Origin of the sequence: Microcoleus sp. Pol11C3 (assembly GCF_036701485.1) — a bacterium.
Taxonomy (GTDB): domain Bacteria; phylum Cyanobacteriota; class Cyanobacteriia; order Cyanobacteriales; family Microcoleaceae; genus Microcoleus.
Genome location: NZ_JAUBQW010000154.1, coordinates 1 through 14,114 on the forward strand (window position 1 = coordinate 1; position 14,114 = coordinate 14,114).

Annotated in this window: 7 protein-coding genes; 5 read left to right on the forward strand and 2 right to left on the reverse strand. The window is 44.2% G+C overall.

Going from position 1 to position 14,114, the window contains the following annotated elements; translation table 11 throughout:
* Nucleotides 1-227 precede the first annotated feature (227 nt).
* Nucleotides 228-1,973: an alpha/beta hydrolase gene (locus tag QUA40_RS24470; protein ID WP_333130700.1), complete on the reverse strand. Its 1,746-nt coding sequence runs from the start codon at nt 1,971-1,973 to the stop codon at nt 228-230.
* 417 nt (nt 1,974-2,390) lie between these two features.
* On the opposite strand from QUA40_RS24470, the gene QUA40_RS24475 reads away from it, so the two are divergent.
* The 4 genes from QUA40_RS24475 (at nt 2,391) to QUA40_RS24490 (ending at nt 12,199) form a co-directional block, all read left to right on the forward strand.
* On the forward strand, nt 2,391-3,371 hold the full coding sequence (locus QUA40_RS24475; RefSeq protein WP_333130711.1) for an Npun_R2479 family HD domain-containing metalloprotein: 981 nt from the start codon (nt 2,391-2,393) through the stop codon (nt 3,369-3,371).
* Nucleotides 3,372-3,757: 386 nt separating this feature from the next.
* Nucleotides 3,758-5,782, forward strand: a complete 2,025-nt coding sequence (gene ligA / locus QUA40_RS24480; RefSeq protein ID WP_333130702.1) for an NAD-dependent DNA ligase LigA — start codon at nt 3,758-3,760, stop codon at nt 5,780-5,782.
* Nucleotides 5,783-6,137: 355 nt separating this feature from the next.
* Nucleotides 6,138-6,551, forward strand: coding sequence for a hypothetical protein (locus QUA40_RS24485; protein ID WP_333130703.1), 414 nt, complete (start codon nt 6,138-6,140; stop codon nt 6,549-6,551).
* 332 nt (nt 6,552-6,883) lie between these two features.
* Complete coding sequence (locus QUA40_RS24490) at nt 6,884-12,199, forward strand: AAA family ATPase (RefSeq protein WP_333130705.1); 5,316 nt, start codon at nt 6,884-6,886, stop codon at nt 12,197-12,199.
* A gap of 143 nt (nt 12,200-12,342) precedes the next feature.
* Here the strand turns inward: QUA40_RS24490 and QUA40_RS24495 are convergent, their stop codons facing one another.
* On the reverse strand, nt 12,343-13,830 hold the full coding sequence (locus QUA40_RS24495) for a CHAT domain-containing protein (protein ID WP_333130707.1): 1,488 nt from the start codon (nt 13,828-13,830) through the stop codon (nt 12,343-12,345).
* Here QUA40_RS24495 and QUA40_RS24500 point away from each other — a divergent pair.
* A partial coding sequence (locus QUA40_RS24500; RefSeq protein WP_333130709.1) for a hypothetical protein occupies nt 13,784-14,114 on the forward strand: 331 nt, incomplete at its 3' end. The genes QUA40_RS24495 and QUA40_RS24500 overlap by 47 nt on opposite strands.

Here is a 14,114-nt window from a genome sequence, read left to right on the forward strand (position 1 = left end):
TTGGCGCTTTCGCGCTGCTGTAAGGTTGTTGTCATGGTTTTATGATTGCTGTATTTGGTTGTCAATGTTCGGATGATATTTCTATTATTAACGGTATCGTTAACGTTTGTAAAGGGGTTGAGCGACAGTTAAACTGATGACTGCGATTAGGAAAGCTGATGAAACCAGAGAGGCGATCGCCCCCGCGCGAAAAGATATGACAGCGTGATCTTCGGCGCACCTCAACCCTAACGAACGGGAGCGATCGGAGGTGGAGAAGGTAGAGAAACAGGAGCGAGGGCAGGTGGAGAGGCCGGGCTGCGAGGAGGTAGACCACTGCTGAACTGCTGGAGTTGCTGCGGGGTGAGCGATCGCAAAATTCTCAGTCCGAGAGTGTCTCGGGAGATGCTTAAAGCGTAGGAGGGATCCAAATACGGGCGAAAATTTGATTTGTTGTTCAAATAGCTTTCCATGAAAGCTAGGCTGAGTCCGCTGAGGTAGCGGCGGGCTAAAGCTGGTTCGGGCCCGATGACCTGTGGTGGTGGCAGAAATACGCTTTGAGGCGAATCCTCGATCGTTGAGAAGTGAGTCCCGTTGTTCATCACTACCAGATATTTGTTGAGCGATGTCAGCCAAGTGAACGGTTGAATTTGTTCCAGCAAAGCGGGGGCGACGGTATCGGCGCTGCCTGCGATTAACATGACTGGGATTTGGATTTTGCTGAGGTTTGTTTCTCCAAAAATGCTGCTGGCGACCGGGTTGACAGCGATCGCAGCTTTGATTCGTGGGTCGCCGAAATTGTACTGCTTGCGCTCTAGGCTGCGGGCGCGGCACTGCAACAGCAGCGAGAGGTTCCAAGTCTCGTTTTCGAGCTGGCAGTCTTTATCTAGCTGTGCAAAATTAATCCCCGCCCCGGCTAATGCTAAAGCCGTATAGCCACCGAAAGACTGACCGATGACCCCGACTCGCTCCAAGTCGAGCTGGCCTTGGTAGGCAGGATCGGTTGTAGAAAGTTTGGTTAAATAATCGAGCAGGTCTTTGATGTCGAGGGGGCGGTTGACAAATTCTGCTGGTTCTACTACTTCATTGGCTCTACCTGTTATTAAGTCTTGGATTTGTTGGGCGTTGCTCCCGGGGTGTTCGGGGACGGCGACGGCAAAGCCATAGGAGGCTAGATGTTTGGCTAAATACTCGAAGGAAAGGCGATCGGAACCTACACCGTGGGAAATTACTACGACTGGGGCCGGTTGCGGGCTGCCTTGCGGCAGGTAAATGTCCATATCAAAGGTGCGATCGCGATTCGGACTCGTCAGAGTTACCGATGATTTTTTCCAAGTATAGGGGCCCGGTAGCTGGGGCTGCAGCCTTAGGGCGGGCGGTATGGTCGGTTCTAAGGCTGCTTGTGCTTCCGACAACTGGGCGATGCCGGCGATCGTCTGATTGGAACGGTTGATCAGCGATGTCAGCTCGTTGGCGATAGCCAAGCCGCGGGCGATGTCAATCCTGATGCCGTAAGTGGGGAATTTCCGCAGCACGTTGACGATTGTCAGGCCTTCTGGATCCGAGGCTGCTAAAATCAGGGCGGCTCGAATGGCATAAAATCCCGGCTGCCGAGCTTTGGTTTGAATTAGTCTACCCAAGCGTCTCAGCAGCACTTCTCCTTGAGGCGTGTAGAGGAATTGGGCGATAGTCACCTCGCTGATGTCAGCTTTCGCTTGCAGGGCGCTGCGAATCTCCGCTAGCTGTGCTTTTTCGGCGTACTGAGCGAAGCCGTCCAAGTTCGAGTCTATTATGCCTTCTTTGGCAAAGAGTGCCAGGGATTCGATGGGAACTGATTCTTCTAGCGGCCCGTAAGTTACGTAAATTCGCTCGGCACCCAAAGCCGGTGCGGCGGTGCAAACAGCCGTGAAGGCAAACAATCCTAGGTATTGTGGGGCGATCGACCGCCGAGTGCCAAGGGCAGCAGTGGAGAGACTCCGAAACAGACTGTTCATAAGTTCCAAACCTAGGACTTCTAATAATTAGTCGATGAAACGATGTAAATTGTTTCACCAAAATTTAATTCTGAAAAATCACTCTGTTGCTTCGGATGCTTGGGAAATTAGGTTATCTTGGGAAGGATAGCCAAAAGAGCAATTTTCTGACCTGACAAGACTAGCTGAAATTTAACATTCAACGCCGAGGGGTCAAACCTGCTGGAATGCCCATTGATTATTTTTTCAGCTATGCAAGATCCATAGTCCGGACTGTTTTTAGTTAGTAGTCTGAAACCATCGATTTACCGGAAAGTAGCTCGATTGCCGAATCGCCTTGAAACCCTTATTCTACGGTTCGCAATCAAAAAATGTCCGAAGTATTGCAAGATATTTTCGATCAAGTTTGTAACTACAGCCTGAGTGAGAGAATTTATGATGTTCAATGCAACTGCTATCCTGATTGACGCTTTTGTGCAAGAGCTGCAGGCCGGCTACCGTCGCACCTACGGCAAGTACAAGCCTGACTACCCGGAAATTATCGCCTGGGCAGGGACTATGGCTCTGGAAAATATCGCTAACTGCGATGCTCTCTACCACAATGTGGAACATACAATGCTCGTGGCTTTGGTGGGACAAGAGATTCTCCGTGGCAAGCATATTCGCGAAGGGGGAGTGTCGCCGGAAGATTGGCTGCACTACCTGATCTCGCTGCTGTGCCACGATATCGGCTACGTGAAAGGTGTTTGCCGCCAAGACCAAGAAGCTGTCGGACTCTACGCTACGGGTATTGACGGGCGCATGGTTTCTGTGCCGATCGGCGCCACTTCTGCCAGTTTAACTGCTTATCATGTTGATCGAGGAAAACTCGTAATTGACGAACGCTTCGGCGGCCACACATTAATTGATGCCGAACAAATCAAGCGCAATATTGAATTGACTCGCTTCCCAGTTCCTGCTAGCGAAACTCATCAAGACAGAAACAATTATTCGGGACTCGCTAGGGCCGCCGATTTGATCGGTCAATTGAGCGACCCCAATTACCTGCGAAAAATAAGTGCCCTGTTCTACGAATTTGAGGAAGTCGGCACTAATAAGATATTGGGCTACAAGTCTCCGGGAGATTTGCGACAAAATTATGCCAAGTTTTATTGGAACGGAGTTTTTCCCTACATTCCAGCAGCTTTGAACTACTTGGAATTGACCCAGGGAGGTAAACAGATTATTGCCAACCTCTACGCTAACGTGTTTCAGGTAGAACACGCTGAACCGATCGCTTCCAACAAGACAAACGCTCAAGAATCAATCACATCCCCCGTTAATGGCCACTTTAACGGCGAAAAAAATAGTGAGAATCTTCAACCAGTCATGTCCGGGGAAAACAAGAAATTTGGGGATTTTACCGACTTGAATTTGTAATGATTTACGCGCCGAATTCGGCAGATATAAAGGCGAGTCAGTCGATTTGAGATTTTAAACTTCGGCGTGAGACGTTCGGCGAGCGCGAGCGTCGAAGGATTTTAGATTTACTCCACAGATGAATCTGGCAGCTTGAACTAGGATCGAAAATTTTGGGCGGATGGCGACTCCTGTCGTTCGCAAGTATCCGTTTTTGGGCGGGGTTATAATTAGGATAAGTTTTGATTTTCTAGTTTCTGGCTCTTTTTTTAACTCAAATTGACATTAATCATCTCAAATCTAAAATCGCTCTGGCAGCATAGATGTTGCTTGCTCCTTTTTTTTGAGCTAAAATGAAGAGTTATAATCAAAAATTTAACATCGCAAATCGAAAACCTTAAATTGATATGGCAGCAGAAATTCAGCAGCAAATTCAACAATTGAGGCAGCAGCTACAGGAAGCTAGCTATGCTTATTATGTTCTCGATGCGCCGATTATGCCAGATGAGGTGTACGATCGACTTTATCGCCAGTTGCAAGAATTAGAATCAGATTATCCTGAATTAATTACTGCGGAAAGTCCGACTCAGCGCGTGGGAGAACAGCCTGCTACTCAATTTTTTAGCGTCAAACACAATATTCCTCTCTACAGTTTGGAAAATGCTTTTAATTTTGAGGAATTTGCTAAATGGCAGGAACGCTGGCAAAGGGTAGCAGGGGATAATCAACAATTAACTGCTGAATATGTTTGCGAGTTGAAAATTGACGGTTCTGCTTTAGCATTAACCTATGAAAATGGGGTTTTAGTTCGCGGTGCGACGCGGGGAGACGGCATCGCCGGAGAGGAAATTACTCAAAATGTCAAGACTATTCGTTCGATTCCTTTAAAGCTCAATTTAGATAATCCGCCGCCTGTTGTGGAAGTGCGGGGAGAGGCTTTTTTGTCTTTAGCTGTGTTTGAGGAAATTAATCGGGAACGGGAAAAAGCGGGGGAACAATTGTTTGCTAATCCTCGCAATGCTGCTGCGGGTACGCTGCGGCAGTTGGATTCTAAAATTGTGGATAAGCGCAGGTTGGATTTCTTTGCTTATACTCTACATTTAGATGAGGCTAACGAGGAGAAGACGCAGTGGGATTCGTTGGAATTTTTGCGAAGAATGGGGTTCAAGGTGAATCCCAATCGGAAAATTTGCTATTCTTTGGATGAGGTTCGGGAGTATTACGAATATTGGGATACTGAGCGGCGGAATTTGCCTTACATGACGGATGGGGTTGTTGTTAAGATTAATTCTGTTTTGCTGCAAAAACAATTGGGTTTTACTCAGAGGTTTCCGCGTTGGGCGATCGCCCTGAAGTATCCCGCTGCCGAAGTCCCTACAATAGTAGAAGCTGTTACCGTACAAGTAGGGAGAACCGGAGCTCTGACGCCTGTAGCGGAACTCAAACCGGTGCAGTTGGCTGGGACGACGGTTTCGCGGGCTTCTCTCCACAACAGCGATCGACTTTCCGACCTAAATCTCCACATTGGCGATACTGTAATTGTTAGAAAAGCTGGGGAAATTATACCAGAAGTTGTGCGAGTTTTGCCGGAACTTCGCCCCCAAAATGCTCAACTTTTCCAAATGCCTAGTTGCTGTCCCGAATGCGAACAGCCTGTGGTTCGGGAAAAGGGGGAAGCCGTTACTCGCTGCATCAATACATCTTGTCCGGCGATTTTGAGGGGTTCCCTGATTCATTTTTGCAGCCGGGATGCTCTGGATATTAACGGTGTTGGGGAAAAGTTGGTGCAGCAGATGGTTGATAGCAAACTGGTGCATTCTGCGGCGGATTTGTACGATTTGACTGCGGAAAGATTGATGAGTTTGGAACGCATGGGTAAGAAGTTAGCAGAAAAGTTGGTAAGTGCGATCGCCCAATCGGAAAATCAACCTTATTCCCGCGTACTTTACGGATTGGGCATCCGCCACGTCGGCACAGTCAACGCTCAATTGCTGACAGAAAGGTTTGCCAATGTGGAAGAGTTAGCAGCGGTATCGGCGGCATCGATTGAGGGGGTTTACGGCATCGGGCCGGAAATTGCTCAAGCTGTTTATCAGTGGTTTCGAGTACCTGCAAATCAAAGTTTAATTGCACGATTGAAAACTGTCGGCTTGCAATTGCAGTCAGAAGTAAAAAATTCCAATTTAGCCAGCACAAATTTACAACTTGCAGGCAAAACTTTCGTGCTGACGGGAACTTTGCCCACTTTGAAACGAGATGAAGCTAAAGATTTAATTCAAAAAGCAGGCGGTAAAGTCACAAATTCTGTGAGCGCTAAAACAGATTATGTGGTTGTGGGAGAAGATGCGGGTTCTAAATTAGAAAAAGCTCAATCTTTGGGAGTAAAACTACTTTCGGAAGCTGAGTTATTAGAACTGCTATCGAAACCCTAAATGATTCGTAAAAGTCAATATATCTCTCTTTTTTCTTTCTCTGCGCCCTCTGCGCTCTCTGCGGTTCGTAAAAAAGCTGATTCACTTGATCCGTTTTCCTAGAACATCACCAACTATTCTATTGCGCCCGGTGCAAAATAGCCGCTCCTCTTCGAGGACTCCGCTAACGCGAATTGGGCAATACCTCAAAAGGCATAGAAATCGCCATCGCACTTGGTGAATATACATACTTCCCCGGCAGTGGTACCCGAATCTGTTGTCGGTACTGGCTAGTTTTGCTAAAATTTGATAAAGTTTGCAATAGCGATGGCAACTGCCAGCTTAGCCAAATCCCAGCAATCATAGGAGATACATTATGTCTGAAATTCCAGCAGAACAAACACAAACAAACTTGACTACTCCAGAAACAACTAGCGAAAGCTCACTTTCTGGGGTGGAAAACGTGAAAAATAGTTTGGGAAATGTCCTTAATAGTTGGAAGTTGAAAGCAGGATTAGCCGTTGCTGTACTTTTGGGAGTTTTGCTATTTGGTTTCTACTGGCAGCATATGATTGCAGTCGTAGGTATGAAGAGTTGGTCGGCGCGATCGGGAGCTCAGCCGATCGAATGTATGGTAAGAGATACTAATAACGACGAGTATGTCAGTTGCAGCGCCCTCCTCGATCAGCAGATTGTCCCTCTTGAGTGCAGTTCGAGTTTGTTCAACATCGGCTGTCGAGTCAATTACGGAACTGCGGCGCCAAATCCGAGACAAATCAACCCTAGATAGAGCATCTGCGGGTTAGAGATAATTCTTGAACGAACAGATTTGCTACTGAAAATATGGGACTTACAAAAAAAATATCACCGTGAAAATACTCCAGCAATAAAGAGCGGAAAACTCTTGTTGTTTTTGTTGTAAATTAGCAGGTAATGAAAGTTACCTGCTATTGCCATCAGGTAATCTGTGATAGAGGATGTGCGGCAGTATATTAATGTGAAGATTTCACCTTTAGCATGGGTATCAAAGCATCCTCAGCTACTATAATAGATCAGTGCGCTCGCCCATAATGATTGCTGACTATCTTTAATAACATTTTCTTCTATCATTGAAACCTGAAAATGATCAAGATTAACGGCTACCAAATTCTCACTCAAATCTACGAAAGTACCAACTCCACCGTTTATCGAGGCATCCGCCAACAGGACAACCAAGCCGTCATCCTTAAATTCCTCAAAGAAGACTATCCTACCCCCTCCGAACTGGTTCGCTATAAGCAGGAATATGAAATTACCAGAAATCTGAATCTAGATGGAGTAATTAAAGCTTATGAATTAAAACCCTATCAGAGAACCCTGTGTATCATCCTTGAGGATTTTGGCGCGTCATCTTTAAAACAGTTGATGAATGAGCGTAGGGACTCAGGCAGGGGAGTATGGCCCCTACAGGAATTTCTGAGCATTGCTATTAAAACGGCTGAAATTCTAAGCAGTATTCACGCTGCGAATATTGTTCACAAAGATATTAACCCTAGCAACATTGTTTTCAACCCAGAAATCGGGAAACTCAAAATTATAGATTTTGGTATTTCTACTCAATTAAGTCGCGAAAATCCTACCCTAAAAAATCCTAACGTCTTAGAAGGTACTTTAGCTTATATTTCACCTGAACAAACAGGAAGAATGAATCGTTCTTTAGATTACCGCACCGACTTTTACTCCCTCGGTGCCACTTTTTATGAGTTGCTGACAGGACAACTTCCTTTTGAAACAAATGATGCCCTGGAGTTAGTACATTGTCATATTGCTAAAGTGGCAATTTCTCCTGATCAAGTTAATCCAGAAATTCCCCATGCCCTGTCAGATATTGTAATGAAACTGATGGCAAAAACCGCTGAGGAGCGATACCAAAGTGGTTTCGGAATAAAAAATGATTTGGCAGAATGTTTGCATCAGTTACAAACCACAGGAAATATATCTGATTTCTCTTTAGGGACTCAAGACATTTCCGACCAGTTTCAAATTCCCCAAAAGCTCTACGGACGCGAAGCCGAAGTAGAAGCACTACTAAAAGCATTTGAGCGAGTAGCGGACAATCCCCAATCCCAAATAGAAATGATGTTGGTGGCGGGTTATTCTGGTATTGGCAAATCATCTCTAATAGCCGAAATTCACAAACCAAATACCCGACTGCGTGGCTATTTCACCGCAGGCAAATTTGATCAATTTCAAAAGAGTATTCCTTACTACGCTGTAGTTGGCGCCTTTAAGGGATTAGTGAGGCAACTATTAACGGAAAGTGAAATACAGCTTGAACAATGGCGAGAAAAACTTAGAGATGCTTTTGGTGTCAATGGTCAAGTGATTATTGATGTAATTCCCGAAGTGGAACTGATTGTCGGCAAGCAGCCTCCAGTGTCAGAATTAGGGGCAACCGAAGCACAAAATCGATTTAATATTGTCTTGGGTAACTTCATCCGAGCCTTTTGCACAAAAGAGCATCCTTTAGTCATATTTTTGGATGATTTGCAGTGGGCTGACTCCGCGACACTCAAGTTAATTGAACTGATGATGACAGATGCAGATATGCAATATCTGTTTTTAATGGGAGCTTATCGGGATAATGAAGTTAGCCCAACGCACCCCTTGATGATGACGCTGGATGGATTGCTCAAAGATGGAGCCACTATCAATTATATTACCTTAGCACCTTTAGAACTAGAAAATATTAGCCAACTGATTGCCGATACATTATATAGCGACCCTGATTCGGTAAAACCCTTGGCAGAATTGGTGATGAGGAAAACAGGTGGTAATCCATTCTTTGTCAATCAGTTTCTCAAAACCCTGTACGCGGAAAACATGATAATTTTTGATTTCCAGGAGCATAGTTGGCAGTGGAATATTGACCAAATTGAGGCACAAAATATTACCGATAATGTTGTAGAATTGATGATAGCTAAGTTAAAAAAACTGCCGACGCTCACACAGGAGGTTTTATGTTTAGCATCTTGTATAGGTGCTTCTTTTTACTTAAACACTCTTGCGATCGTTAGTGAAAAACCAAAAGAGGTAATTTTTCCCGACCTAGGTGCGGCAGTTCAGGCCGGATTCATCTTGCCGACATCAGAGTTAGATGAAAATCTATTAATTCAAGATTATAAATTCCTGCATGACCGGGTACAACAAGCGGCTTATGCTCTGATTGATGACAATCAGAAAAAAGCGGTTCATCTTCAAATTGGGCGGCTGTTGCTAGCCAATGTATCTGCTGAAGAACTACCGGAAAAAATATTTGAAATAGTCGATCATTTAAACTTAGCTTGGGAATTGATAACTGATGAATCGGAACGGGTGGAATTAGCACGATTGAACTTAGAGGCCGGGAAAAAAGCCAAAGCTTCAACGGCTTATGCCGCTGCTTTAGAGCAATATTTTACTACGGGAATAGAGATGTTGCCGGGAGATGCTTGGCAAGAGCATTATGATTTGACCTTTAGTTTATATCGAGAACGGTCTGAATGTGAATATCTCTGCGGGAACTTTGAAAAAGCCGAAGAGTTATTTGATTTGATATTAACTCAGGCTCACTCTAATTTAGAACGAGCAGAAATTCAGAATATGCGCGTAATTTTATATGATAATACAGGCAAATATTTAGAAGCTATACAAATAGGTTCAGACGCCTTAAAAACTTTGGGAGTCAGTTTGCCGACTGCTAATAAAGCAGAAATTTTGTCAAAATTTGAATTAGAGTTACAGTTATACAGAGCTAGTCTCAAAAGAATCAAGATAACAGAGCTAATTGATGCACCAAAGATGATTAAGTCAGAAATAATAGCCTGTATGAAGCTTTTAGAAAATATTACTGGACCTACTTATTTTACTAACCAAGACTTGTGTGCTTTGTGCTCACTCAAAATGGTCAATCTTTCTATTGAACACGGCAACTCCGAGCACTCGGCTCATGGATATGCTTACTGGGGAGTTATGGGAGATCCAAGATTAGTTGATTATAAGGTTGGTTATGAATTTGGTCAATTAGGCATGAAGCTGGCCGATCAGTTTAATAATGCTAGTTTATCTTGCAAAGTTCGCGAGATGTTCGGTGCTCATATTAATCCCTGGCGAAGCCATCTTAAAAAAGGTATTCCTATTCTTAGAAATGGCTACCAAATAGGTGTAGAAATTGGAGATATTTGGGCGGCTTATACTTCTTACCATTTGGTTCTCCAAAGAATTATAGCTGGGGAAAACTTTGACAGTATTCTTGATGAGTCTAACAAATATCTTGAGTTTAACAAGCAAATCAAAAATTCTGCTTTGGTTGGTAGTCAGCAATTATATCAGTATTTTATCTTAAATTTACAGGGATTAACCCAGGACAAATTTTCTTTTAGCGATGAGGATTTTGACGAATATCAGTGCCTCCAAATGTGGGAGGAAAAAACTTTTATGACGGGAATAGTGCCGTATAACCTATTTAAAACACAAATTTTATTCCTATATGGAGATTATAAAAATGCTCTGAAAACCGCAAAAAAAAGCGACGAAATTCTCGTTTTTATTTCACGAATGCCCAGTCAAGTCGACCATTATATGTATTATTCTTTAATTTTAACGGCTCTTTACCCAACTGCTACCAACTCGCAACAGCAGGAATATGAGGAAATTTTAAAAGTCAATCAACAGAAGATGAAAATTTGGGCAGATAATTGTCATGAAAACTTCCTGCACAAATATCTACTGGTTGAAGCGGAAATTGCTCGCATTACTGGTAAAGAAATAGAATTAATATGGGACTTGTACGATCGCGCAATTGCTTCAGCTCATGAAAATGAGTATATTCAGAATGAAGCTTTAGGTAATGAACTAGCAGCCCAATTCTGGTTAGGGAAAGGCAAAAAGGAAATTGCCAAACTTTATATGAGAAAAGCGCATTATGGCTACCAAATTTGGGGGGCTAAGCGTAAAGTAGAGGATTTAGAGCAGAAATATCCGCAGTTAATGCCGAAGAAATCAGCAAATAAACAAACTGATTTGCAGATGACTGCTAGTGCTAAAGCCTCCTCAACAAGTGGAGGAAGTTCAGATTTAGATTTCTCCACAGTTATCAAAGCTTCCCAAGTTCTGGCTGGTGAAATAGCGAGCAACAAATTGTTAGAGAAGTTAATGACTATTTTACTGGAAAATGGCGGAGCACAAAAAGGCTTTCTTGTCTTATCCAATAAGGATAAGTTAACTATTGAAGCTAGAGGTGAAGTTGATAAAGAACAAGTAGAAGTTTGGCAAAGTATTCCGATTGAATGCAGCGATAATCTTCCTGTAGGTATGATAAAATATGTAGCGAGAACTCAGGAAGATGTAGTGCTATCAGAGGCTACCAAAGAGGGTGTTTTTACTAGCGAACCCTATATTATAAAAAATCTGCCTAAGTCAGTCTTATGCGCTCCTATTATTAATCAAGGTAAACTAATCGGCATTCTGTATCTGGAAAATAATCTGACTACCGGGGCGTTTACCCCAGATAGATTGGAAGTCTTAAAAATTTTATCCTCCCAAGCAGCTATTTCGATCGAAAATGCTCGCCTTTATCAAAACTTAGAAGATAAAGTTCAAGAACGCACGGCTCAACTAGCTGAAGCCAATCAAGAAATTAGCACCCTCAATCAGAAATTAAAAGCAGACAATGTTCGCATGAGTGCAGAACTCGATATTGTCCAACAACTGCAACAAATGGTGTTGCCAAAACAGTCAGAATTAGAGGCAATTGAAGGCTTAGAAATAGCGGGTTTTATGGAACCTGCTGACGAAGTTGGTGGCGATTACTACGATGTATTGCAACAAGATGGCAAAGTAAAAATTAGCATTGGCGATGTCACCGGACACGGTTTAGAAAGTGGCGTGTTGATGATTATGGCACAAACAGCCGTGAGGACGCTTCAGAAAATGAACGAAACAGATCCAGTGAAGTTTTTGGATGTCCTCAACCAGACTCTTTATGACAATCTCAAGCGCATGGACTCCTCTAGAAATATGTCTCTAGCTATCTTAGACTATGCCGGAGGTGTCCTGAAATTAAGCGGACAACATGAGGAAATGATTGTGGTGCGCGCTGATGGAAAATTGGAGCGCATAGACACGATGGATTTAGGCTTTCCCATTGGCTTAGTAGAAGAGATTGGCGAGTTTATTGCTCAAGCAGAAGTGCAGTTAAATCCTGGGGATGTGGTGGTGCTTTATACTGATGGAATTCCTGAAGCTTTCGATATTAATAAAGCGGAGTACGGATTAAAGAGGTTGTGGCAAATGGTGGTTGAAAATCGTCAGCGCTCTGCCCAAGAAATTCGGGAAGCCGTGATTGATGATGTGCGGCAGTATATTGGCACTCAGAGGGTTTTTGATGATATTACTTTGGTGGTGATGAAGCAGAAATAGAGTTCAAAACCCCCTGGAGCACTCGGCGGTTGAAATTGGGGATTTTCAGGGGGCAACCCCCCCAACCGCCCCAAGCGGGCATTGCCCCTACTGTAGAAACTTTCGTCCCTAAGAAGCGGAGACTCAAAGATAAAGATGGCAGCTTACCAAGGGCTTCCGATCATGGTGAAACTACTCCAGTAGTAAGGATGAGAAAAGTTTTGGTTTGCTTGTTGTAAATGAGCAGGTAAATTTAACTTCTCGGCTGTTGTTACTAGCTTTCCGTTTTCCAGTCGCACTTTACCGGACATTATTGCTTGTTGAGCCAGTTGCAAAGCTTCTGCCTTAGTTGTGGTTCCTCGAAGCTGGCGGTAAAATTCGCTCATCAGCCCCAAAGTGCCTCCATCGTCAACATACCACAAACTCCCTAAAGCAGATTTCGCGCCGGATTTTACTGCTAAACCTCCAAAACCTAATTCTGCTTCCCGATCGCCCAAAGCAGTTCTACAAGCACTTAATACTAACAAGTCTACCTGCGGATTGCGCCAATTTAAACTCTCCATGCGATCGATCTGCAATTTGGAATTCCACAGTTGAATGTAGGAATTGCTCGCTTTTCCCGGTTTGAATTCAGCGTGAGTTGCTAGGTGAACGATCCGAAATCCTCCCTTGGCGTGCTCCGAGTTGAGATTATCTATAGTGAAAGTGGAATTGAGGAAAGATGGACTCTGCCACTGAGCGGAAATCGCCTGCAATTCGATCGGCACACTGGGCAAGGGCTGTTGGTCAACAAATTCTGACCGTCCCATTGCTAGCACTGTGGCATCTCTAACTGCTTTATAATCGGTATTAGTCGAACTAAAACTCGGAATTAGGCTAAAACTGTATTTTTCAATCAAGAAGCCTTTACCGTCGTGCAAAGCGGCAAAGGGCAGGCTTCGCAATCCTGGATCGACTGACAGTAACAAAGTCTGAATTCCTAAGTTTTGTAAGTCTTTTTCTAGGGGTGCGATCGCCCATTTATATAATTGCTGGGCGGCGGCTAGATAGGTGGTACTAGCGCGTTTTGCGGGATTGGTGATTTCATTGCGAAACTCTTGGACGGTGGGGAAAAGAGCTGCTCTGTTGGCTTCTGGGACGCTGTAGTGAATCGGCCGCCCCACGGGAGGAACTAAAATTAGTTCCAGTCGATCTTCTCGCGAGACTATGTAGATAATACCAGACCGCTTGCCGGTTTGCTGTTCGATATTTTTTAAAGTTTGTTGGAATGTCGAAATCAAGACTTTTTCGTCTGGGAGGTTGGCTTTTACCCCCAGGTATTCTCCAAATTCTTGGTTCCTCATTTTTTCGATTCCCCAGACTGTTTCCTGTATGTCGTTACTTTCAAAAAGTCGATCGGGAGGCGGGGCGTACCCCAGAACTAAATTAGAAGTAGGGTTAACGGTTGGTGGTTGTGTTGATGCTACGATGCTGGGGGGTAATTGACGGGTGATACTTTGATCGATGGTTAAAACTCGATCGGCTGCTACACCGGGATTGTCTAGAGGTGGAATTTTGCGGCGTTGAAAGTCTTCTGAATCGAGGGTTGAGGGTGTAGCTGCGGGTGTGGGGGATGCTGGTGTGGCGGTGGGTGCGATCGTCCTGGGCGGCAATGCGTTGGCCTTAGAGTCGATCGAAGGTACTGCTACTGACTCCTGCGGAATTATTTGCCCAAACATCGGCGGAATTATTACAGTCCTATCTGGAATTGTTGGCGGAATTATTACAGTCCTATCTGGAATTGTTGGCGGAACTATTACAGTCCTATCTGGAATTGTTGGCGGAATTATTACAGTCCTATCTGGAATTGTTGGCGGAACTATTACAGTCCTATCTGGAATTGTTGGCGGAATTATTACAGTCCTATCTGGAATTGTTGGCGGAACTATTACAGTCC

Excerpts from the sequence above, each read along its gene's own strand:
- QUA40_RS24485 (WP_333130703.1), top strand. The coding sequence starts at position 6,138 with ATGTCTGAAATTCCAGCAGAACAAACACAAACAAACTTGACTACTCCA.
- QUA40_RS24490 (WP_333130705.1), top strand. The coding sequence starts at position 6,884 with ATGATCAAGATTAACGGCTACCAAATTCTCACTCAAATCTACGAAAGT.
- QUA40_RS24470 (WP_333130700.1), bottom strand. The coding sequence starts at position 1,973 with ATGAACAGTCTGTTTCGGAGTCTCTCCACTGCTGCCCTTGGCACTCGG.
- QUA40_RS24475 (WP_333130711.1), top strand. The coding sequence starts at position 2,391 with ATGTTCAATGCAACTGCTATCCTGATTGACGCTTTTGTGCAAGAGCTG.
- ligA (WP_333130702.1), top strand. The coding sequence starts at position 3,758 with ATGGCAGCAGAAATTCAGCAGCAAATTCAACAATTGAGGCAGCAGCTA.